At 50.6% G+C, this 22,324-nt stretch carries 19 protein-coding genes; 5 read left to right on the top strand and 14 right to left on the bottom strand.

From position 1 onward, the window contains the following. Positions 1–11: 11 nt before the first annotated feature. Together sufE and ldtE are read left to right on the top strand one after the other, a co-directional pair. Positions 12–428, top strand: coding sequence for a cysteine desulfuration protein SufE (gene sufE, locus K8W53_RS12625; protein ID WP_000729470.1), 417 nt, complete (start codon positions 12–14; stop codon positions 426–428). A gap of 154 nt (positions 429–582) precedes the next feature. Beyond that, positions 583–1,584, top strand: a complete 1,002-nt coding sequence (ldtE, locus tag K8W53_RS12620; RefSeq protein ID WP_000817051.1) for a L,D-transpeptidase LdtE — start codon at positions 583–585, stop codon at positions 1,582–1,584. 66 nt (positions 1,585–1,650) lie between these two features. Here the strand turns inward: ldtE and K8W53_RS12615 are convergent, their stop codons facing one another. The 10 genes from K8W53_RS12615 to ttrB form a co-directional block, all read right to left on the bottom strand. Then, the gene (locus K8W53_RS12615) at positions 1,651–1,890 is read right to left on the bottom strand and encodes a major outer membrane lipoprotein (protein WP_058654722.1); all 240 of its coding nucleotides are present in this window, start codon (positions 1,888–1,890) and stop codon (positions 1,651–1,653) included. An 82-nt stretch (positions 1,891–1,972) separates the two neighbouring features. Beyond that, entirely contained in the window at positions 1,973–2,209 is a 237-nt protein-coding gene (gene lpp, locus K8W53_RS12610; RefSeq protein WP_001082307.1) for a murein lipoprotein Lpp, read from the bottom strand. A 310-nt stretch (positions 2,210–2,519) separates the two neighbouring features. Continuing rightward, positions 2,520–3,932, bottom strand: coding sequence for a pyruvate kinase PykF (gene pykF, locus K8W53_RS12605; protein ID WP_000751447.1), 1,413 nt, complete (start codon positions 3,930–3,932; stop codon positions 2,520–2,522). A gap of 401 nt (positions 3,933–4,333) precedes the next feature. Beyond that, complete coding sequence (locus K8W53_RS12600) at positions 4,334–5,677, bottom strand: APC family permease (RefSeq protein WP_000756083.1); 1,344 nt, start codon at positions 5,675–5,677, stop codon at positions 4,334–4,336. A 21-nt stretch (positions 5,678–5,698) separates the two neighbouring features. Next, a complete protein-coding gene (locus tag K8W53_RS12595) occupies positions 5,699–6,592 on the bottom strand; it encodes a proline iminopeptidase-family hydrolase (RefSeq protein WP_001000508.1) in 894 nt (297 codons plus the stop codon). 57 nt (positions 6,593–6,649) lie between these two features. Continuing rightward, a complete protein-coding gene (locus K8W53_RS12590) occupies positions 6,650–7,387 on the bottom strand; it encodes a glutamine amidotransferase (RefSeq protein ID WP_052939350.1) in 738 nt (245 codons plus the stop codon). Positions 7,388–7,398: 11 nt separating this feature from the next. Continuing rightward, the gene (locus K8W53_RS12585) at positions 7,399–8,625 is read right to left on the bottom strand and encodes a PfkB family carbohydrate kinase (RefSeq protein WP_000471823.1); all 1,227 of its coding nucleotides are present in this window, start codon (positions 8,623–8,625) and stop codon (positions 7,399–7,401) included. Between the two features lie 322 nt (positions 8,626–8,947). Then, on the bottom strand, positions 8,948–12,010 hold the full coding sequence (gene ttrA / locus K8W53_RS12580; protein ID WP_052939351.1) for a tetrathionate reductase subunit TtrA: 3,063 nt from the start codon (positions 12,008–12,010) through the stop codon (positions 8,948–8,950). Continuing rightward, positions 12,003–13,025: a tetrathionate reductase subunit TtrC gene (gene ttrC, locus K8W53_RS12575; RefSeq protein ID WP_023224769.1), complete on the bottom strand. Its 1,023-nt coding sequence runs from the start codon at positions 13,023–13,025 to the stop codon at positions 12,003–12,005. Before ttrC ends, ttrA begins: the two co-directional genes overlap by 8 nt. Then, a complete protein-coding gene (ttrB, locus tag K8W53_RS12570; RefSeq protein WP_023195778.1) occupies positions 13,026–13,760 on the bottom strand; it encodes a tetrathionate reductase subunit TtrB in 735 nt (244 codons plus the stop codon). A gap of 181 nt (positions 13,761–13,941) precedes the next feature. Here ttrB and ttrS point away from each other — a divergent pair, with 181 nt between their 5' ends. The 3 genes from ttrS (at position 13,942) to fumD (ending at position 16,625) form a co-directional block, all read left to right on the top strand. After that, entirely contained in the window at positions 13,942–15,720 is a 1,779-nt protein-coding gene (ttrS, locus tag K8W53_RS12565) for a tetrathionate respiration histidine kinase TtrS (protein ID WP_077944485.1), read from the top strand. Next, entirely contained in the window at positions 15,695–16,315 is a 621-nt protein-coding gene (gene ttrR / locus K8W53_RS12560) for a tetrathionate respiration response regulator TtrR (protein ID WP_000190927.1), read from the top strand. Before ttrS ends, ttrR begins: the two co-directional genes overlap by 26 nt. A gap of 97 nt (positions 16,316–16,412) precedes the next feature. After that, on the top strand, positions 16,413–16,625 hold the full coding sequence (fumD, locus tag K8W53_RS12555; protein ID WP_000165779.1) for a fumarate hydratase FumD: 213 nt from the start codon (positions 16,413–16,415) through the stop codon (positions 16,623–16,625). A gap of 95 nt (positions 16,626–16,720) precedes the next feature. On the opposite strand, the gene mlrB is transcribed toward fumD, so the two are convergent. The 4 genes from mlrB to K8W53_RS12535 all read right to left on the bottom strand — a co-directional run bounded on the left by mlrB (position 16,721) and on the right by K8W53_RS12535 (position 22,190). Next, entirely contained in the window at positions 16,721–17,680 is a 960-nt protein-coding gene (gene mlrB, locus K8W53_RS12550; protein ID WP_017441012.1) for a transcriptional regulator MlrB, read from the bottom strand. Between the two features lie 171 nt (positions 17,681–17,851). Then, the gene (locus K8W53_RS12545) at positions 17,852–18,580 is read right to left on the bottom strand and encodes a MerR family transcriptional regulator (protein ID WP_000122320.1); all 729 of its coding nucleotides are present in this window, start codon (positions 18,578–18,580) and stop codon (positions 17,852–17,854) included. A 178-nt stretch (positions 18,581–18,758) separates the two neighbouring features. Further along, positions 18,759–19,397 (bottom strand): two component system response regulator, encoded by a 639-nt coding sequence (locus K8W53_RS12540; protein WP_000666334.1) that lies wholly within the window; start codon positions 19,395–19,397, stop codon positions 18,759–18,761. Between the two features lie 30 nt (positions 19,398–19,427). Continuing rightward, entirely contained in the window at positions 19,428–22,190 is a 2,763-nt protein-coding gene (locus K8W53_RS12535) for a two component system sensor kinase (protein WP_052939352.1), read from the bottom strand. Positions 22,191–22,324 lie beyond the last annotated feature (134 nt).

Here is a 22,324-nt window from a genome sequence, read left to right as displayed (position 1 = left end):
AGTGAGGTTTTATGGCTGCGCTACCGGATAAAGAAAAATTGCTGCGTAACTTTACGCGTTGCGCTAATTGGGAAGAGAAATATTTATATATTATTGAGTTGGGGCAGCGCCTGGCGGAGTTAAATCCGCAGGATCGCAATCCGCAAAATACGATTCATGGCTGTCAGAGCCAGGTGTGGATAGTGATGCGGCGAAACGCCAACGGCATTATCGAATTGCAGGGCGACAGCGACGCGGCGATCGTTAAAGGCCTTATGGCGGTGGTATTTATTTTGTACCACCAAATGACGGCGCAGGATATTGTGCATTTTGATGTCCGGCCATGGTTCGAAAAAATGGCGCTTACACAGCACCTCACGCCTTCTCGTTCTCAGGGGCTGGAAGCAATGATTCGCGCAATTCGCGCTAAGGCCGCCACTCTTAGCTAAACTGTACAGACAGCGTTCTACCTGATGTCAAATCCTTTGTCGGACGGCGGCGTCGCTTTATCCAGAGGGGACAGAGCGTGTATTTTGTTGTTCTGATAAGCGAAGCGCTATCAGCCGTCGCAGAGGACATCACCAGGAATACAGGAGGTTTGGTATGAAACGTGCGTCTTTCATTACTCTAGCTATTATCGGCGCGTATAGCGCGTTACAGGCAGCCTGGGCGGTTGATTATCCATTACCGCCCGAAGGCAGCCGTCTTATTGGTCAGAATCAAACCTATACCGTACAGGAAGGTGATAAAAACCTGCAGGCTATCGCCCGGCGTTTTGATACGGCGGCGATGCTCATTCTTGAAGCGAACAATACGATTGCGCCGGTGCCTAAGCCCGGTACGCTAATTACCATTCCCTCGCAGATGCTATTGCCGGATGCGCCCAGGGAAGGCGTTATCGTCAACCTCGCGGAGCTACGGCTGTATTATTACCCGCCGGGAGAAAACCGCGTTCAGGTGTACCCCATCGGCATCGGTTTGCAGGGACTGGAAACTCCCGTCATGGACACCCGGATAGGGCAAAAGATCCCCAACCCGACGTGGACGCCGACGGCGGGCATACGCCAACGTTCGCTTGAGCGGGGGATCACGCTGCCGCCGGTGATCCCTGCCGGGCCAAATAACCCGCTGGGACGCTATGCGCTGCGTCTGGCGCACGGTAATGGGGAATATCTCATTCATGGTACCAGCGCGCCGGATAGCGTGGGTCTGCGCGTGAGTTCCGGTTGCATTCGCATGAACGCGCCGGACATCAAAGCGTTATTTGCGCAGGTCAGAACGGGGACGCCGGTAAAAGTGATTAACCAGCCGGTGAAATTCTCTGTCGAGCCGAATGGCATTCGTTATGTAGAGGTACACAGGCCGCTATCGCCGGAAGAAGAGCAAAACGTGCAGACGATGCCCTACGTGTTGCCTGCGGAATTTACCGCGTTCAGAAACGCGCAAGGGGTGGATAGTCGCCTGGTCGATAAGGCGCTATACCGGCGAGCCGGGTATCCTGTCAGTGTGAGCGCCGGGCAGACGCCAGCGGTAAATACGACCGCAGTCGAATCCGCTCAGAACGGTTTTGTCGGGGAAGAGGGGCAAACGCGCGCGACGCAGTAGCCTTCGCAGCAAACGACGGACAAAAAAATGGCGCACGATGTGCGCCATTTTATATTGTGCGTCAAATTATTTACAGATGTGGGATACTTTGTTGTCCAGACGCTGGTTCGCGCGAGCAGCATCGTCTTTAGCAGCCTGAACGTCGGAACGCATTGCATTTACGTCATTACTCAGTTGCTCAACTTTAGCGCTCAGCGTCTGTACATCGGAAGACAACTGATCGATTTTAGCGTTGCTTGAACAACCTGCCAGTAACGTGGAACCCAGAACTACTGCACCTAAGATCAGCCTGTTAGTACGGTCCATAATAATAACATTATATTTTGTGTGGTTATATATGTAAAAAAAATGGCGCACATCGTGCGCCATTTTTATTACGCAGGTACTATTACTTACGGTATTTAGTAGCCTGGTTGTCCAGACGCTGGTTAGCGCGAGCTGCGTCGTCTTTAGCAGCCTGAACGTCGGAACGCATTGCGTTCACGTCGTTGCTCAGCTGGTCAACTTTAGCGTTCAGAGTCTGAACGTCAGAAGACAGCTGATCGATTTTAGCGTTGCTGGAGCAACCAGCCAGCAGAGTAGAACCCAGGATTACCGCGCCCAGTACCAGTTTAGTACGATTCATTATTAATACCCTCTAGATTGAGTTAATCTCCATGTAGCGTTACAAGTATTACACAAACTTTTTTATGTTGAGAATATTTTTTTGATGGGAATGCACTTATTTTTGATCGTTCGCTCAAAGAAGCATCGAAATGCATGAAAGTCCCTAAAAAACCGAAAGAAAACAGGGGGCTTCCATCGGATTCTTCTTAGATAATCCGCAATTAGATAGTAAAATCCGATTTGATTTTTTTATTAATAGTGGCTATCGATTAAATAAAAAAAGCGCCGGAAGGGCGCTTTTTTAAACAAATTAATTCACACAACAATTATTACAGTACGTGAACAGAGGCGGTGTTAGTGGTGCCGCTTGGAACCAGCGCGCCGGAGACCATCACTACGACGTCACCTTTCTGGGCGAGGCCGCTTTGCAGGGCGACATCTTTGCCCAGACGGTAGAAATCATCAGTAGAATTGATTTCTTTCACCAGCTGCGATACCACGCCTTTGCTCAGTACTAACTGACGGGCGGTCACTTCATTGGTGGTCAATGCCAGGATGGTGGCGTCCGGGAAGTATTTACGCACGGCGCGAGCGGATTTACCGCCCTGGGTCGCTACCACGATCAGCGGCGCTTCCAGTTTTTCGGCGGTTTCTACCGCACCGCGGCATACCGCTTCCGTAATGCGCAGTTTACGGCTGTCGTTGTTGTAGTCCAGACGGCTATTCATGACACGGTCGGTACGTTCGCAGATGGTCGCCATGATAGAAACGGCTTCCAGCGGGTATTTCCCTTTTGCGGATTCGCCGGACAGCATAACCGCATCCGTACCGTCGAGGATGGCGTTCGCAACGTCGCCTGCTTCTGCACGGGTCGGACGCGGGTTTTTGATCATAGAATCCAGCATCTGAGTCGCGGTGATCACGACTTTACGTGCGCGGATACATTTTTCGATCATCATTTTCTGCGCAAAAATCACTTCTTCAACCGGGATTTCTACGCCCAGGTCGCCACGCGCAACCATGATGCCGTCGGAAGCTTCGAGAATTTCATCGAAGTTGTTCAGGCCTTCCTGGTTTTCGATCTTAGAGATAATCTGGATGTTTTCGCCGCCGTGGGCTTTCAGATGCTCGCGAATTTCGACAACGTCAGAACGTTTACGGATAAAGGACGCCGCAACAAAGTCAACGCCCTGTTCGCAACCGAAGATCAGGTCCTGTTTGTCTTTTTCAGCCAGCGCCGGCAGAGCAATAGAAACGCCCGGCAGGTTAACGCCTTTGTTCTCGCCCAGATCGCCGTTGTTCAGCACCTTACAAATTACTTTATTGCCTTCGATGGCGGTCACTTCCATACCGATCAGACCATCGTCAACCAGGACGGTGTTGCCAACGCTCAGGTCGCTGGTGAAGCCTTCATAGGTGACGGCAACGATTTCATTATTACCGACCACGGATTTGTCGGTGGTAAAAGTGAAGGTTTGACCCGCTTTCAGCGAAACGTCGTTACCGCCTTCCAGTTTAATGGTGCGGATTTCTGGTCCTTTAGTATCAAGCAGAATAGCGGCTTTTTTACCAGTTTTGCTCATCACGTTGCGCAAGTTCTGGATACGCTGACCGTGTTCTGCATAATCGCCATGAGAGAAGTTCAGACGCATCACGTTCATGCCCGCGTCCAGCATTTTGCTTAACATCTCTTCGGATTCGGTTTTCGGACCGATAGTACAAACAATTTTCGTCTTTTTCATGACAGTCTTAGTCTTTAAGTTGAGGAGGATATGGAAATCTGGCTTCGGGCGCGCACGGCCCGGAAGCTAAGCCTGTGTTGCTAAAGTGATGATGCCTCGCTCTAAGGATAGGTGACATCGAAAGAGCGTGCAGAGGAATGTGTGCTCGCGTTTCAGCCCAACGGGAAGGGGATAATTTTAGTCGTTGAGTTTTACAGTCCAATGCGCTGAAACCATTCAAGAGACAATTGGCGCGCATTATACGCTGAAATTTACAAAAAAGGAAAATGAAAACCCTGTTTCAAAAGACATCTGTGCAGATCCACAACGGTTTGTTATTACGCTGTTTACGATGTCGCTGGCGATGACGCCGCCCGAACAGGGGCGGCGTTGCGCAACAATGGGTGTTGTTGCGCATAATGTCAATCGAGCAACTTTTTGCCTTCCAGGTCGATGGCGATGTTTTGGTTGTGTGCTTTTCGATAGCACAGAATCGCTATCCCGATCGCCGCCCAGCTAATTCCGAGTATCAGAGCGTGAATGTTCATGTTTAAACAGACGTAGCCGATGACGATCATCCCCATGATCGGCGAAATGACATGGGCGAAAATGCGCCGCTGGGCTTTCATCCGGAAATTGAACAGAATAAACACACACAGGTTCACGACAAAAAAAGCGAAAAGCGCGCCAAAGTTCACCAGCGTGGAGATAGATTCAATCTTGCCGGAAAACAGGTAGCTGAGCAGCAGGGTGACGCCGCCGGTAAACAGAATGGCATAATCCGGCGTTTTACGCGTGGTATGGACGTGAGCGAGGAAGGCGGGCAACATTCGGTCGCGCCCCATTGAAAATAGCACTCTGGACACCGCCGTTTGCGCGGTAATAATGTTGCCGACGGCGCACACAAACGCCACAATGATGGAAAACGCCACTTTGAGCCAGATACCGCCAACGTTGCCGGCAATGGTGAAAAATGCTTCATTCGTCGCATTACCTTCCGCGAAGCGGTCGACATTACCGGTGGCGAACGCCGCAAACGCCACAACGATAATAAACAGTACCGTCGCCAAAACTAACGCCAACAGCGTTGCTTTACTGACGGCGCGTCCCCCGCCTTCGCTTTCTTCACTTAATGTACTGATAGCGTCAAAGCCGAGAAAGTTCAGCGCAGCCACCGAAATCGCCGTCGCGATGAGCCCTGGGGTGAACCACTGTGAATCGAAAAAAGGCCGGAAGGAAAGCGTTATCTGACTACTGTCCAGCATCAACAGACGGACAATGAGCAGAACGAAAATCGCCAGAATACCGAGTTGAATGAAGACCAGTAACTTATCAAATTTCGCCGTTTGCTGTATCCCGAGATAGTTGACTCCGGTGCCAATAGCCACATAAATCAACGGCCAGACCCAGACCGGGATTTGCGGTAAAATAGCGTGGACCGCGACGCCGCCCAGCACTGCCACGAGCGTAGGGAACAAAAGATAATCCAACAGTAATATCCATCCGGTCAGAAACCCTACGGCGGGATTAATGCATACGCCAGCATACGCATAGGCCGAACCCGACGAGGAGATATGTTGCGATAAGGTAGAGTAGCTGTACGCGGTAAAAAACATCGCGATCGCGCCAATAATATAAACCAGCGCAACCATACCGTGCGAAAGATTATAAACGACGCCATAAAGAGAGACTGGCGCGATAGGCACCATAAACACCAGACCATAAAGCACTAAATCGGTAAGAGACAATTTTTTGACTTTTTTCATGATAAATACCTTAATGGCTTTTTATGCCAGATCGCGTAAAAACGCGCTTACCGCTGCGAGGCAGGGCGCGATATTTTCTTCATGTGGGTTATGGCTGCTGCCGGGAATAGTGACCGCGCGGCAGTCTGAAATGTGAGAGAGCAGCGGAGAGACGACGCGCTCGGTTGCCTGATCGTTTTCGCCGCGTAATACCAGAACAGGACAGCGTATCTGGCATAAATGGGGCGTAATATCCCAGTCGGCAAGTTTGCCATTTGCCGCCAGTTCATTGGTTCCCCATAAAATGTGATAACCCGTAGGGTCGGCGGCGAACTGCGCATTAGATCGCTGAACATGAACGGCTTCTTCCGCGAGGGTATAAACGTGCCTGGCATAGTAAGCGACCAGCTGTTCCGGTGGGTTTTGATAAATGACGGCGGGCATAATGACGTTTTTGATATCGTCATCGGACATTGGCGTCAGAGCGTTAAAGAGCCGTATGGCTTCCTGTTGCCACAAGGCGATACTGGCCGGCGAACTGGCCAGTATCGTCCCGCGAAGCCCGGCAGGCTGTAAGCAGGCGTGCTCTGCGGCAAGCATTCCGCCCCAGGAATGTCCCAGTATCGAATACCCGTGCCCAATACCCAGGTGATGAATTAATTGGGTTAATTGACGGAGATAACGCGCAATAGTCCAGAAAGACGCGTCGGCATGAGGAAAATGCGTTGAACGACCGCAGCCATATTGATCGTAAAATATTACCATGCGCCCGTCATCAGCCAGACGGCGATAATTTAATAAATAATCAAAGCCGCCAGAAGGGCCGCCATGAAGGATAATGAGCGGCGTGAGTAATGATTTTCTGTCTCCATAAATCCGATAGCTTGTCAATATGTTTTCAGAAAACATTTCGCCATAGAGATAAGTATCATTCATATTCTTAATGACTCAGTGTGTGGCAGGGCAGGCGAAATTTATATTCGCCTGGTAATATTATTTTTTTATTGTGTGTAAAACACTACACCAGAAGGTGGCGTAATGTTCCCATTGCAGAAACTGCGGACTACCCCAGTGCGGCGAACAATCACTGGCAAAGCAACATACTTTCCCTTTATGGTAAGTACCCATAACTAACAGTGGATCGCCATTAATTTCAGCAAGGACCTGACTATTTTCTTTGGCGATAAGCTTGTTATAGCCCAACAGCGGCGGCCATTCGCTAAATGGCTGGGTAATAACATGCTTTACCGCAGTATTTACTGCTTTACATCCTTGCGGTAGTTCTACGCGGTCATCTACATCCAGCATATCAACCGGCAATACCTCCGCCAGAACCGTATTTTTATAATTGGCTTTTGCTTCTATTCCCGTAAAGGATAAATACCCGCCGATCATCAACAGACCTCCACCCTCAGCAACATAATCGGCGATAAGTTGTAATGCATCAGGAATAATGTCCATATTATAAAACGTTCTGTTTTGTAGCAGGAACGTATTGCTACCGATATCACTGATGACGATCGCATCATAGCAGGCTAATGCTTCGGCGGTTTGTGGAAAACGAGTTTGCACAATATGGGCAGGCATGTAGTCCACATCGATATTACCCTTATGTAAGCAGGATAATAAATAGTCTGCGCCTTCTTCGTATTTGCTCGATGTAAAGCTATCAAAACCTTTAGAGTGAATCATATGAATGTGCCAGGATTCGCCAATAAATAAAATTTTCATTATGTCACCTGTTAATTAATGTTAATGACTTTATTAGATTGGGTACGCATTCGATGTAAAACCTGCAAGTGCTGAGGCATACTCGACGCACCGACTTGTTCCACTGCCAGAGAAGCGAAAGCGGAGGCATATTGAATGGCTGCGACCATATCTGCTTGTCGCGCCAGCGCGGCGGCTAAGGCGCCATTAAAAGCGTCACCGGCCCCAGCGGCATCTTTTACCACGGCGCTCCACGCAGGAATATACAACGTGCGGGCGTGCTCACAGAGCAGAGAACCACGGGCGCCAAGGGTAATGATGACTTTTTTCACCCCGGATTGCAGAATAATATTTCCGGCTTTTTTCGCATCATTAATATCAGTAATGGTTACGCCGGATAAAAAAGAGGCTTCAGTTTCATTCGGCGTGATGATGTCAATATCAGATAATAAATGCGTCACCTGTTTCGTATAGGGGGCAGGATTCAGCATGATCATTTTATTTTCTTGTTTGCCCAGGCGAATAAATTCAGTCAACGCTTCAATGTTCGTTTCGAGCTGCATTAACATAACGTCAGACTCGGCGATATAACGGTGTTGCTCGTTAATCTCTTGCGTGGTGAGCATCATATTGGCGCCAGGGTAGATGGCTATAATATTATCGCCATCCACGGCGGAGACATAGATCAATGCGCTACCGGTGGGCGCTTTATCTGTTTGATACGCGCTGTATGAGGTGATGCCTGATTGAATAATATGATTCATAGCAAATGCGCTGAACTGATCTTTACCCACTTTAAAAATAAAATGCGCCGCAGCGCCGGCATTGTTTGCCGCTAAAGCCTGGTTGGCTCCTTTACCGCCAGGATAGAATCCAAATTGACTGGCCAGAATGGATTCTCCGCTTTGTGGAAACCACGGCACGGTTGCTGAAACATCAATATTGAATGAGCCTAAAACACACACCTTGCCTGCTTTTTTTGTGTTTTCCCGGCGCAGTTTTGCATCCTGATGGATTGGCGTGGCGATAGTGCTGGAGATATCAATCTTATTTTCAGTGATAAGCTTACTCAGCGCGTCACGGTTTAAAATCCCTCCGCCATAGCAACGCTGAAGCATACCTGATTTCTGGAAATAGCGTAGATCGGAACGAATAGTCTCCTGGCTAACCTTATAAAGGTCTGAAAGTTTACTGACGCTAACACTATTATCCTTTATCAGTAAATTAATGATGGCATGACGTCTTTCTTCTTTAAACATATTGCCTCCGGGTAGTGAGTTGAATTGTATTTATGGCAATGTTGTCATGCGGTGAATTCAATCACAGATTATGCGGTCAACCGGAAGTAACCCCAAATGAATGTCAATAATCAGAAGCGCAGCCAATGTGTTAAATATTAATTGCTTACAGAAGGGGAAAATAGTTTTGTGAGTGTTGTCATATATTTTCTATGTAATATGACGGGGTGAACGTAAAATAGTTGGGCTTGCACGATTCAGTGAGTATATGCAGCCGGACAGCGTTCGCTTATCAGTCGCTACCCTCGACGAAATAAGACGATATCGCTCTCCGGCCCTGGGGTTATATACGCTCGATTTTTGCCGGCAGCCCCTGACGTACCGCCGCGCCAGAAACCCAGTCGAGCCAGGTATTGGTAATGGTTCTTGTCGGATCGGCAAAGCCCAGATCGTTAAGATTTATGCCTGCCCTGATTTGTGGATCATACGGCATAGGCACGCCATCCAGGGAGTGCTGCGTTGCGCCCATCTCGCGGTGGCCATATCCGTGTTCGATGGCGATGACGCCTGGCATCACGCCATTTAACAAACTGATTTGCGCCACGACCTGACCGCCCGGCGTAATGATCCGTACCCGATCGCCATGTTGCAGTCCATAACGCTCGCCGTCTTGCGGATTCAGCGCCACCAGGTTTGCTGGCTTCACATGGTGTAAGCGCGGGATGACGGCTGTTGAGCTGGACATGGTATTTGATTTAAATGAAATCAGTTTCAGCGGCCATTGCCCAATGGGAAACTGGTCGTCAATCGCACGACCATCTGACAAACGCGCCGGATACCAGACCGGGCAACCGCTGAAGCGCTCCCCGGTGATGGCGTGACGGTGGGCGGCGACATCTGCATTCCAGATCTGTAAGGGTTTTTTCCACGCGTTACCTAACCGTTGCTCCGTATAGCCGCTATCCTCGGGCGCAAACCGGCCGCCACGCGAGTAGATAAACGCCACGCGACCGACCTCATCAGCTTTAAGCGTGTGCTGAATTGCTGGCAGAATGCGGCTGACGCCGGTAAGTGTAATATCTTCCTGATTTGCCGGCGCGACCGGCGTCTTGCCCATAAAGGCGATATTAGCGGCTACGCGCAGATAGAAGTCTTCCGCCCGGTTCAGTGGAAAAGCATTGCCCTGCGGATCGGTTATCGCCCGGTCGCCGAAGCCGGGCAGATGGAGCCGTTTTGCTACCGCAATACAAAAGGCTTCCATTGAGACAGGTTGCCCGTCCGCCGTTCGGTGAGTGGCGGGGGCGACAACCGGCCAGCGGGCGGTAGTGGCTTTACTGGCTACGCCGCCCCAGGGCGCCGTAAAGCCCCAGCTCTCAAAATTGTGCGTATCCGGCACAATGTAATCCGCCAGCGCCGTCGTTTCATTCATAAAGGCGTCAATCGCGATAAAGAGCGGCAGTCGGCGAGGGTCTTTTAGCTTTTCTTCCGCCACGGCGCGTAGACCGGGAACACCGTAAAACGGGTTGCTCATATTGGAAATCCAGGCTTTAAGCGGATAAGGATAGCCTTCGAGCGCGGAGGTCAACAGTTCGGTAAGCTGGCCTGCCACAAAGGGATACCACGGCGCTTTGGCTGGATAAGGGGATTGCCCGCCGGCAATTTTGTCGCGGTATTCTTCCGATGCTTCATAAGCGGTTTTGCTACGGGCAATACTTAATCCGGACGGTTTCACTTTTCCGGCAAAACTGTTCATGTTGTAGCGGGGGCCGTTGCTAACGCCGTTGAATTTGCCGCCGCCGACAAAGACGCCGCCGGACAAGCTGAGGTTGCCGATCAGCGCGTTAAGCATCATGACCGACCAGGCGTTATAAAACCCATTGCCGGCCATCATGCCGCCGTGACTGATGACCGCGGCTTTACGTCCGTGACCGGTAAAGGTTTCCGCCAGCGCGATAATTTGCGCTTCCGGCACGCCGCACTGTTCGCTGTATTGCGCCAACGAGAGCTTTTCTGCCGCCTCTTTCAGGCGTTGCAACCCGCTCTTCACCGTGACCCGTTGGCCGTCGGCGAGCGTAACGTACTGCGTCACGAAAAGCCGTGCCTGTCGGCAAGTGGAGGCATCGACCAACTCGCCGTCGGTATTAAGTACGACGGGGGTCTCTTCGCCATCGGGCGTAAGATGGCGTAGCGTCAGGTGTTGTCCGGCAAGCGTCGGCAGTTCATCCGCAATGACCAGGTGCGTGGCGTTGGTCCAACTTTGCTCGCCGGCCTGCTGCATCGCCTGTACGCCGGGAATCGCCAGATAATCAGCATTATAACGTTGATTATCCATGATCCAGCGGATCATCCCCATTGCCAGCGCCGAATCGCTGCCGGGCATGACCGGTTGCCAGCGACCGCGAGGATCGGCGAGCACCGTTGATAAGGGCAGGGCGGGGGCGACCACGACGTATTGAAAATTCTCACGCAGCCGGGCGCTCGCTAACTGACGCGCCTGGCGTTTAAACGGATTACCGGACTGTGCCGGGGAGGTGCCCATAAAGAGCGCAAACTCCACGTTTTCCCAGTCGGGTTTGACATGCGGGTTTTTATCCAGATCGCCCATCAGCGCCCCGGAGCCGGCCCGGTAAGCCAGTCCACAGTAGGCGCCATGCGCGCCGAAATTTTTGCTGCCGAAGCTATTTAGCGCAAAACGACGCAGAAACGCATCGCGGCCTTCGTCGCTGGTATTCGTGACCAGTAACTGATTGGTTTTGGGCCCGAAACTGGGGTGCTTTGCGTCAATTGGCGTATCCGGCGCATGAATCGCGCGCAGTCCGTCCACATGACCCTCGCCAAACAGATCGCCGCCTTCCACGACTTCTTCAATAAGCTGCTCAAAGCTGATGCGCTGCCATTTCCCTTCGCCGCGTTTACCCACGCGTTTCATCGGTTCAAGCAGTCGCAGCGGACTGTACAGGCTTTCCAGCAGCGTGGCGCCGCGCGCGCAGGCGGTTGAGCGGGCGTCAAGACCGCTTTCTCCCGCCAGTTGCTCCATGGCTTCGCTAAAAGGGACGGACGAGTCAATCGGGTGTTCCTGCGACAAGGGGTGATAGGGATTGCCGGCGATGCGTATCACTTTGCCATCGGCATTAACCCGGGCGCGGATACCGCACTGTGTCCAACAGCCGAAGCATTGCGTCATGGCGATGGTTTGTTGTGGATTTTGCTGCCAGTGCGTTTGCGCCTGCGCCTCCGGAATTAACGCATTGCCAAAGATGCGGTCGCGCGTTACCTTGCCGGACGTCCCGTTTAACAGGCCATCAATTGCGCGTTTCGCCACATCACGGTAGCTCAGACCAAAAGTGACCATCCCACCGACGGCGAGACCGACTTTTAGCCACTGACGACGGGTTAAATTAGCCATGTTGTAATCTCCTGGTGAGTCCGTTCAGCGTTTCACGAATAATAATCAGTAGCGCTATCCACAGGCCGAAGGTGCCGAGAATAGCCAGCCAGCCATCCGTTCCGCCTGGTAACGAGTAAGGGTTAAATTGCGCGTTGAACTTGGGTACGGTTTGTACCTGAATCAACAATGTCCAGCGCATCAGCCAACATAGCGCCAGCGCGCTCAGAACCAGCAGGACGCGTCTTAGCTCCGATAACGGATGACGTAGCGCCAGGCTACAGAACAGCAGTGTGAATACCCACAGCGCTAGCCAGCCGACAGCGTAATATTTGGCTGACAGGGCGACGGTAATCCACTGACGGATTGCCGTGCCGGAAAGCGTATCGCCGCTGACCCACATGGCCACAACCAGCCCCAGCGCCGCCAGCGTCCAGAGTTGTCCCCACAGTATTTTTGGCAGCCTTACCGAGTCGCGTCGGGCGGCGACAATCATCAGCGCGAAGAACGCCTGTAAGGCGCTAAGAAACATCGCCACGGGGAAGGCGTAGCTAAACCAGATTGGGCGCGCCAGCACAACGGAGACTTCGCGGCCGGTATAAATCAACAGGCCCACCGCGCAAAGCGCGCTGGCTAACGCCAACCATTTAGTGACGTTGTAACTTTTATTGAATAATCGTTTTATCTGCTGCGCCAGGAACCACAGAGCGAGAAATCCGGTAAACAGCGGCAGGAACAACGCTCCCCAGGGCATCCACGACCAGGGCGTCGGCCAGGCATAGAAATGCCAGACGCGGGCGGTCTGGTGCAGATCCGCCGTCAGCGCCAGCGGTGCGGTAATCGCACAGGTAATGGCAATCAGTAATGCCCGATTTTCTTCTGTTGCGGCGCCTTTTTTCCGCCAGTGAAGATAACAGGCAAACAGTGCGGCGCAGGCGGCAATGCCAATAAAAAAGAAATATTGTACCGCCCACGGCAGCCAGCTAATGTCCTGCGGGTGAGCCAGCACTTCTTCAATGATGAGTGAATGCGTCATTCAGACCTCCTGCCAAAGCGCGGGCTGCGCACGGCCCATTAATGGGGTGACAAAGGCGTCGTCCAGACCCAGGTAGAAAACATGGGGCGACGTGCCGTTTTCCGGCTTTAATACCTTGATAGTGTCGCGATGTTGATGAAGCAGGGTGGAGATGCGGCTATGGGGATCTTTGATATCGCCAATAATACGCGCACCGCCGACGCAGGACTCTACGCAAGCGGGTAACAGTCCGGCTTCCAGACGATGAACGCAAAACGTGCATTTATCGGCAGTTTGCGTTTCATGATTGATAAATCGGGCGTCGTAAGGACACGCCTGGACACAATAGGCGCAGCCGACGCAGCGTTTGTTATCCACCACCACAATGCCGTCTTCCCGCTGAAAGGTGGCTTGTACCGGGCAGACCGGCACGCAGGGGGGGGTATCGCAATGGTTGCACAGACGCGGCAATAGCACATTCGTGACTTCCTGACTACCTTCACGCTGGACCTGGTATTGGTTCACGGTCGTACGAAATGCGCCCTGCGGCGTTTGGTTTTCAATAGTGCAACTTACGGTACAGGACTGACAGCCGATACAACGCCGCAGGTCGATAAGCATGGCGTAACGGTGTCGGGGAGAGCCTTCATGCCGCTCCGGCGAAAAAGGAAATTTCGCTTCAGCCAGCGGAACCAGCGAGGCGCCAGCGGTCAGGACGCCGAGCTGCTGGAGAAATTGCCGTTTACTGCTGTCCATATTGACTCCCGTCCACATTGCCAACAATGAAACATTTGTCACGATGTTGGTTCATGTGTAATGAATAAAAAATGTTGATGATTTACAGTGTAAAAATCGAGACGGGGTGCGCTCTATTGTGGTTAACCACATACCCGGCTTGTTGTTGATCTAAAACAACATAATTGACAGGGATATTGGGGTGAGAGGTAAAACCGTAAGGCGCCTGGCGGTGTTGGCGGCAGTAGGGCTACTTTGTCATGGCGCGTGGGCAGGGACGTGGAATATCGGTATTCTGGCCATGCGCGGCGAGGCGTCTACGCGTAGCCACTGGCAACCGTTGGCAAAGACATTAAGCCAACAGCTTCCAGGCGAAACCTTTCACATCCAGCCGCTGGATCTGCATCAAATGCAGGAGGCCGTTAACCAGGGAACCGTGCAGTTTGTGATAACCAACCCGGCGCAATTTGTCCAACTGAACAGCCATGCACCGCTCCGCTGGTTAGCTTCCCTGCGTTCCACGCGCGATGGGAAAGCGGTGAGTAATGTTATTGGCAGCGTGATTTTGACCCGGCGCGATAGCGGCATCACCACGGCGCATGATCTCATCGGTAAGACAGTCGGCGCGATTGATGCTCAGGCGTTTGGCGGCTATTTATTAGGCTATAAAGCGCTCAGCGACGCGGGCTTACGCCCGGAGCGCGATTTTCATCTTCGTTTTACCGGATTTCCTGGCGATGCCTTAGTCTATATGCTGCGCGAAAAAGCGGTGCAGGCGGCAATTGTGCCAGTGTGCCTGTTAGAAAATATGGATCAGGAAGGCTTGATTAATAAAAAGGACTTTATCGCGCTGCTTGCCCGACCGACGCCCCTGCCTTGCTTAACCAGTACGCCGTTATATCCTGACTGGTCGTTCGCGGCGCTACCTGCGGTAAGCGATGCGCTGGCGGATCGCGTAACGCGAGCGCTATTCAACGCGCCCGCCGCCGCGTCATTTCACTGGGGCGCGCCAGCGTCGACCAGTCAGGTGGAAGCGTTGCTGCGTGATGTTCGTCAGCACCCTCAGCAGCGTCGACTGTGGCTGGATGTCAAAAGTTGGTTAATCCAGCACCAGCTAATGGTCGGCGGCGTGATTCTGGCGTTCCTGTTGCTCACGCTCAATTATATTTGGGTCATGCTGCTGGTGCGTCGACGTGGAAAACAACTGGAACGTAATAGCGTAGTTCTTCATCAGCATGAGCGGGCGCTGGAAACCGCCCGGCAAATGAGCGTGTTGGGTGAAATGACCTCCGGGTTTGCCCATGAGCTTAATCAGCCGCTTTCCGCGATTCGACATTATGCCCAGGGGGGCCTGATTCGACTGCGCGCTGCAGATGAACAGCATCCCTTGCTGCCGGCGCTGGAGCAGATTGACCAGCAGGCGCAACGCGGTGCGGATACTCTGCGTAACCTGCGTCACTGGGTTAGCCAGGCGCAGGGCAACCCGGTGCTAACCGAAGCGTGGAAGGCCATAGCCATTCGCGAGGCGATTGATCATGTCTGGCAATTGTTGCGTATGGCGCAACAGTTTCCGACAGTGACTCTGCATACCGAGGTTAGCGCTGCGCTGCGCGTAACGCTGCCGTCAGTGCTGCTGGAACAGGTGCTGGCGAATATCATTCTTAATGCGGCTCAGGCGGGCGCCACCCATTTATGGGTCGTTGCTGAACGCACTGAAAACGGCATCAGTATCGCTTTACAGGATAACGCCGGGGGAATCGATGAGGCGCTATTACGTCAGGCGTTTCAGCCGTTTATGACAACCCGCAAAGAGGGGATGGGCTTAGGGCTGGCGATTTGCCAGCGGCTGGTGCGGTATGGGCGGGGCGATATCAGCATCAGGAACCAGACCGCGCCGGACGGTCTGTCGGGAACGGTGGTCACGATACATTTCTTACATGAACATGGGGGCAGGGATGGCGACAATTCATCTACTGGATGATGATACGGCGGTCACTAACGCGTGCGCGTTTTTACTGGAAAGTCTGGGATATGACGTAAAATGCTGGACGCAGGGGGCGGATTTTTTGGCGCAGGCCAGTCTGTATCAGGCCGGAGTCGTATTACTGGATATGCGAATGCCGGTACTGGATGGGCAGGGCGTTCATGATGCGTTGCGCCAGTGCGGAAGTACCCTGGCGGTTGTTTTTCTTACCGGGCATGGCGATGTACCGATGGCCGTGGAGCAGATGAAACGCGGCGCCGTCGATTTTCTGCAAAAACCGGTATCGGTAAAACCGCTACAGGCGGCGCTGGAGCGTGCGCTGACGGTTTCATCGGCAGCGGTGGCGCGCCGTGAGATTATACTGTGTTACCAGCAGTTGACGCCGAAAGAGCGTGAGCTGGCCAGCCTGGTGGCAAAAGGATTTATGAACCGTGAAATTGCGGAAGCGATGAATATCGCGGTGCGTACCGTAGAGGTGCACCGCGCCAGAGTCATGGAAAAAATGCAGGCCGGTAGCCTGGCGGAACTGATTAGGCGTTTCGAAAAAATGGCCTCGCCAGAGACCAGAATACGAACAACGTATGAGCCATGAATAATAAACTGCGTTATTTCTTTGATTTGCATCAAATTTTGTTTAATTGAGAAGACTGTTATATTCTGTTGGTTTGAGCTGGCGACGAGTAAAACGTATGACAAAACCGACAAAAGATGACGAACTGTACCGCGAGATGTGCCGGGTGGTGGGCAAGGTCGTGCTGGAAATGCGCGATCTGGGGCAGGAGCCTAAATATATTGTTATTGCGGGCGTGTTAAGAACCGCGCTGGCGAATCAACGCATCCAACGTAGCGCGTTAGAAAAACAGGCTATGGAAACCGTGATTAACGCTCTGGCGCGGTCATAGCCGCTATCAGGGTGGCAATAACGACATCGCCTTTAAATTGTCGCGATTGTCACCATGGCGGGCTGGTTACCCGCCGTTAGCGATGCGCAGGGTTATCAGGTGATGGCTAAGCGCAGCCCTAATGTATCAGGGTACGGCTCAAAATAATTCTGGCTGCGTAGATAGTCATCGGGATGTTCCGCCAGATAGTGCTTCAGCAGCGTTAACGGTGCCAGGATAGGTAGTCGGCCCGCCCGGTAGCCGAGAATCACCTCGCGTAATTCCGCGCGTTGCCTGCTGTTCAACGCGCGGTGAAAATAGCCCTGGATATGCATCAGCACATTGGTGTGATTTTTACGTGAAGCGGGGTGGCGCAGGATAGCCATCAGTTTTTCTCTGTATCGGACAAAGAAGGCATCCAGATCGTCCCACTCATGCAGACGCGCGACGAAAGGGCCAATTTCGCGGTAGCCGGCCTGGTGGTGGGCGAGAAGCTGAAGTTTGTATCGGCTATGAAACGCGAGCAAACTGTGACGACTCAAGCCCTGCGCGCGTAGCGCATTTAATTCATGTAGCGCGAAGATACGTGCGATGAAATTCTCGCGTAGTACCGGATCGTGCAGGCGACCATCTTCCTCTATCGGCAGCCAGGGATATTTGTCCATCATCGCGGCGGTAAACAGCCCCGTGCCAGCTTTGCGGCCCCTGTTACCCTTTTCATCATACAGGCGAACGCGCTCCATTCCGCAACTGGGCGATTTTGCACACACAATAAACCCCGCCAGTTCGCCTATTGTTGGCAGAAACCGATCGGCAAAGGCATTCATTCGCTCGGTGACGTCATCGTGCGGGGCATGGCTATAGCGCATCCGAATGTCGCCACAGGTCGTCTGGATAAGACGCAGCGCAGGGCGGGGCACGGGCAGGCCGATCGCCACCTCCGGACAGATCGGTTTGTAGGTCACCCACGGCGCCAGAGAGTTCATGACAAAATCCATACGCTTATGTCCGCCATCAAAGCGTACCGCGGCGCCAGTCAGACATCCGCTAATGCCGACTACGGGTTTGTTATTCATGATTCCCCCTTATTGAAAGTACGACGACTGACGCCAATGGCGCAAAATGTTATCTCACGCTGATTTAAAACTTACACAACTTTGTTTTTTTGTCTAAGTTTTCGCGGAGATTTTTTTGATGTACTTAAATATCAATAAGATAAAGTGAGGGGAAGAAATCTATTTCAGCGCTTATAGTGTGATAACCTCCAGCGAAGCGACCACGTTGCGCCACTGGGCAAGCTGTTTTTTCTGCCCGGCAGTGAGCTTGCCGGTGGTCACCAGGAACCATTTTCTCTGGGCGAACAGCTCGGGCGCCAGAACGGCTGGTGGAGAGGGAAGCACATTGAGCCGCAGCTCTTGTCCGGTACGAGTCAACGCTTCCAGCCAGATTTCACAGTGATCCGAGAGATGCCATCCGCTAATAAAAGCATTGTTGCCAGGCGCTTTTCTGTCGCCTTCAAGGCAAAAAGAGGTGTAGGCAATAATGATGCCATCCAGTATTTCGCGCAGCGTCATCACGGCGGGAAGATGCGCGGACACTTTGCTGCGCAACGGACGCAATAAATGGGTCACCAGTTCTGCGCGGGGATATTCCCGGCCACAGTCATAAATCAACTGCCGCAGAGCGTCAATTCGCCCTTCGTGGAGATGTTGGAGCATCGTCTCCTGGATCGTTATCCAGTTATCGCCCAGGCGAATGACCGGACGCGACAGTAAGGGTTTGACCTGACTTATCGGTACGCCTTTTCTCACCCAGTCGAGGATGCTAAGCGCTTGTCGAATATCGTCATCGCTGTATAAGCGATGCCCGCCATCAGTACGCTGCGGTTTCAATAAACCATAGCGTCGCTGCCATGCCCTTAGCGTGGCGGCATTGATACCGCATAGTCTGGCAAATTCGCCGATAGAATACGACATGGTAAAGCCCGTTAAATAAGGGGATTCTACTATATCATGATTAAATGAAGACTAAGGTAGTGATAAATGGTGCGGCATACCAGGGCATCCGTATGGATTTTGTCGATGATGAGCAATACTGCGTGGCGTAAGGCTCATCAAAATATGACCAATGCTTAATACCATCGGATGCCCCTGGTTAATACTCTATTAACCTCATTCTTCGGGCGCAGTTAAGTAACTCTGTCACTTTATGAACCTGTAGCTTTCTCATCATATTCATCCGGTGTGTTTCGACGGTTTTTATACTGATATGTAGCTTTTCGCTGATCCCATGATTGGTATATCCCTCGTCAATAAGTTTAAGAACCTGACGCTCGCGCAAAGTAAGCAGTTGATGATTGGTCGTGTCAGCCTTTAATTCAGCCAGGATAGCTTCCCGATTCAACGTCGGGTCAATGTAACGCTTGTTTACTGCGACTGTTTGCAATGCCGCTAACAGAACTTGCTGACTACTGCTTTTTAAAACATAGCCATTAGCACCTGCGGCTAAAGTTTTAATGGTCATATACTCTTGTTGGTATGCCGTGTAAACCAGAATATTCATTGCTGGCCAACGCTGATGTAATTGAGGAATGATATCCAGGCCATTGATGCCTGGTAAGCTAAGATCAAGGATAAGTATGTCAGGCTCGTATGCGCAACAGGCATTATAAACCTCAAGACCATTTTTAACATGCTCTACAATTTTAAAATGAGGCCAGGGTAATAAAGCATTCATAATGCCGTTAATGATGATTTCATGATCGTCTACTAATAAGATCTTATATTCTTTCATTTTGCTGCCCTCGCGAAAATTAAGATAATATTAAGTAATGGTGTAGTTTTTGAAGATCATACGTATTTTCTGGCGTAAGTCGGTTAGTTCCTCCAGCGCGATGATTTTCCCCATTTTTACGCGATTCTCAATGTCTATGACATAGCTTACCAATTCAGTCTGCCCTATTTGACCTAAACAGCCTTTTAATGTGTGAATTAACTGATCGATTTTTTGTCCAGCCGATACGGCATTTTCAATATCAGCCAGCAAGAGGTCCAGTGATTGGAAAATCTTGCTATTAATGACCATATCATCTGTCGCCAGTAGCGCTGAGCAGCGACTTGGATCCTGCTCCTGTAGCTCTATATTTCGTAAAAGTTGGTATTCTGCGGCAATACTGATATAGCGAGCTAAGGTAGCCAACGTCACTGGTTTGGTAATGTAATGATGAATCCCATTTTTTTTACAACGATGAATATCTTCTGTCGCTACGCTAGCGGATAGCGCCACAAACATGCAGTCAGGATCTAAATTATTCGGCTCATCGTGCCATAATTGTACACATTCAATACCATCTATTTCTGGCATTCTAATGTCAATCAGTACTAAATCGAATCGCTGCTGTTGTGATAAAGTCAGAGCCTCGTTACTACTGGCGGCAATAGTGACGTGTTGGCCCAGGCTGACAAGCATTTTGCCGATGATATCCCGATTAATATCGGCATCATCAACCAAAAGAATCTGCAACTGCCAGGGTGGTAACAAATTATTTATTACTGGTATATTTGGTGTACACAATATTAACTGTTGCGCCAGGTCGTAAAGTTTTCCGGGGAAATACAAAAGCTCTGCGTTGAGAAGCGCATTTTGCTGGTGGGGTGGCTCGCCGCGTATTCCCCAGCAAGCCAGTTGGCGATGCAGGCAGAACGGCGCTGACAGCGTCCCTTTAATTGGTTGAGGCGGCTGGTATTCTTGTAAGGGTAATACTAGCGAGACACAGGTTCCAACCCCGGGGACACTTTTTAGTGTCAGATTACCGCCCATCATTTTAGCCAGGCTTAACGCAATAGTCAGTCCAATTCCTGTACCTTGCGAATTTGTGTCTGCTTGATAAAAAGCAGTAAAGATTTGAGACTGCTGCTGTATTTCAATCCCTTTACCGCTATCGCTAACCAGAAATATTAATTGTTCCTCATGACGCTTGACCGTCAGACGTATCCCTCCGGTTTCGGTAAATTTTACCGCGTTCCCGAGTAAATTAACCAAAATTTGCCGTAAACGGATACTGTCGGTATGAAAATAGAGAGGGACATGTTGACCGACAAAAGTACGTAATGACAGTTTTTTGCTTTGCGCTGGCCCCTGGATGGTTTGCATTGTCTGGTCCAGTAACGGCAGTAACGCTGTTTCTTCCATATGTAATGTGAAATGACCAGACTCGATGCGTGAAAAATCCAGCAGATTATTAATAATAGCTAACAAAGACAGTGTACAATTCCTGGCGGTATCAGCTAATCCTTGCTGCTCTATGTTTAAAGGGGTGGTTTGTAATAATTCAATCGCACCGAGTACGCCATTCATCGGAGTACGTAACTCATGACTTATTACCGTAAGATGAATGCTTTTACGTTTGTTAGCTTGCTCAGCGCGTTTTTTTGCTTCATTTAGCGCCTGGGTGCGCTCTGCGACTTTGTTTTCCAGATTGTCGTATTGGACTTGTAGAGTATCAAGCAGTTGGTTAAAAGCACCGGCAATACTATCTAATTCATCCAGTCGTTGTGCTGGTAAACGTGTGCTCAGCGGTGAAGTTGCGGTTTTATTAATGACATCGACAAAACGCCATAACGGTTTGGCCAGTGAGCGATGTAGTAACCAGCAAAAAGCCGACGTCATCAACACCAATGCTGTTAATGTAAAGGGGATTTGTTGAAGGATAATTTTTAAGATGCGATTATGTAGATTACCGTATGGGTACAGCGTAACCAGACTCCATCCGGGGCCATGCAAGGTTGTGCGTAATATCAGAAATCCGGGAATTTGCTGCCATCCATCATGCAGCGTTACATTTTCTAACTGTGTACGTATTTTTTGCGGGATGTATGAAAACGGCAATAAGTGGTTGTTTTGATCCAGCCATACTCGAATACTATCATCTAATGGTAGGTGGCTCTTAGTAATGAGATCGGGAAGTTTAACTGTCACCCCAAAAAATACGCCTTGCTGATCGGCAACCGCAACGGAAGCGTGCCATCCTTTGCCGTTTATGTATTCTGGTTCACTCCAGTAAAACCCGGCATGGGTTGGGCATAAAGGAAAGCTTTTTCGCGTTAAAGACTGTAGAGTTGAATAATCTGAAGGGTTATCAGTAGATAATAACGAAATCTCATTTTTATGGTTAAGAATAAAACTATCGCGACGAAAGCTTTTTTCATCGATATCAGAGGGCTGCAGAAAGAGACGGTGCTTCTCTCCGTTTAGCGTCGGCATGCAATTTGAAGGACCGACAGAAAGATGCCGGCTCACCTCAGGGAAAATATCGTTATGATGAATCTCAGACGCTAATGAGCATTGATACATTAAATTTTTAGCGTCACGTTCAGCCTCTTCAAACCGTTGATTGCTTAGTACAATATTCATCTCGGATAGAACGGATAAGTCCTCTATTATATGCTGCCGTTTCTGAACCATTGATATATAAGCTGCGGTAAGCACAGATAGCAGCCAAATAATTATTGTTGTTAATAAAAATAAAAAAGTTAGCCTGATTACTAAAGATGTTTGCAGCGTATTCTTGAGATTGAGCAAATTCATAATGCTTTCCTCCAGTTGCCTGTTGCAAAATCTTTGGCACTTGATCACTATCGCAGTACATATAGTTTCATCAGAAGATTAATCGATGGTGTTATCATTAGGAAGATAAATTTCTTCATATATAACCCAGTCGA

The sequence above is a fragment of the Salmonella sp. A29-2 genome (assembly GCF_020150755.1).
Classification (GTDB): Bacteria; Pseudomonadota; Gammaproteobacteria; order Enterobacterales; family Enterobacteriaceae; genus Salmonella; species Salmonella enterica.
Note: the sequence above shows the minus strand (reverse complement) of the source record. Positions and strands in the feature narration are given on the sequence as shown.

Excerpts from the sequence above, each read along its gene's own strand:
- sufE (WP_000729470.1), top strand. The coding sequence starts at position 12 with ATGGCTGCGCTACCGGATAAAGAAAAATTGCTGCGTAACTTTACGCGT.
- ldtE (WP_000817051.1), top strand. The coding sequence starts at position 583 with ATGAAACGTGCGTCTTTCATTACTCTAGCTATTATCGGCGCGTATAGC.
- K8W53_RS12615 (WP_058654722.1), bottom strand. The coding sequence starts at position 1,890 with ATGGACCGTACTAACAGGCTGATCTTAGGTGCAGTAGTTCTGGGTTCC.
- lpp (WP_001082307.1), bottom strand. The coding sequence starts at position 2,209 with ATGAATCGTACTAAACTGGTACTGGGCGCGGTAATCCTGGGTTCTACT.
- pykF (WP_000751447.1), bottom strand. The coding sequence starts at position 3,932 with ATGAAAAAGACGAAAATTGTTTGTACTATCGGTCCGAAAACCGAATCC.
- K8W53_RS12600 (WP_000756083.1), bottom strand. The coding sequence starts at position 5,677 with ATGAAAAAAGTCAAAAAATTGTCTCTTACCGATTTAGTGCTTTATGGT.
- K8W53_RS12595 (WP_001000508.1), bottom strand. The coding sequence starts at position 6,592 with ATGAATGATACTTATCTCTATGGCGAAATGTTTTCTGAAAACATATTG.
- K8W53_RS12590 (WP_052939350.1), bottom strand. The coding sequence starts at position 7,387 with ATGAAAATTTTATTTATTGGCGAATCCTGGCACATTCATATGATTCAC.
- K8W53_RS12585 (WP_000471823.1), bottom strand. The coding sequence starts at position 8,625 with ATGTTTAAAGAAGAAAGACGTCATGCCATCATTAATTTACTGATAAAG.
- ttrA (WP_052939351.1), bottom strand. The coding sequence starts at position 12,010 with ATGGCTAATTTAACCCGTCGTCAGTGGCTAAAAGTCGGTCTCGCCGTC.
- ttrC (WP_023224769.1), bottom strand. The coding sequence starts at position 13,025 with ATGACGCATTCACTCATCATTGAAGAAGTGCTGGCTCACCCGCAGGAC.
- ttrB (WP_023195778.1), bottom strand. The coding sequence starts at position 13,760 with ATGGACAGCAGTAAACGGCAATTTCTCCAGCAGCTCGGCGTCCTGACC.
- ttrR (WP_000190927.1), top strand. The coding sequence starts at position 15,695 with ATGGCGACAATTCATCTACTGGATGATGATACGGCGGTCACTAACGCG.
- fumD (WP_000165779.1), top strand. The coding sequence starts at position 16,413 with ATGACAAAACCGACAAAAGATGACGAACTGTACCGCGAGATGTGCCGG.
- mlrB (WP_017441012.1), bottom strand. The coding sequence starts at position 17,680 with ATGAATAACAAACCCGTAGTCGGCATTAGCGGATGTCTGACTGGCGCC.
- K8W53_RS12545 (WP_000122320.1), bottom strand. The coding sequence starts at position 18,580 with ATGTCGTATTCTATCGGCGAATTTGCCAGACTATGCGGTATCAATGCC.
- K8W53_RS12540 (WP_000666334.1), bottom strand. The coding sequence starts at position 19,397 with ATGAAAGAATATAAGATCTTATTAGTAGACGATCATGAAATCATCATT.
- K8W53_RS12535 (WP_052939352.1), bottom strand. The coding sequence starts at position 22,190 with ATGAATTTGCTCAATCTCAAGAATACGCTGCAAACATCTTTAGTAATC.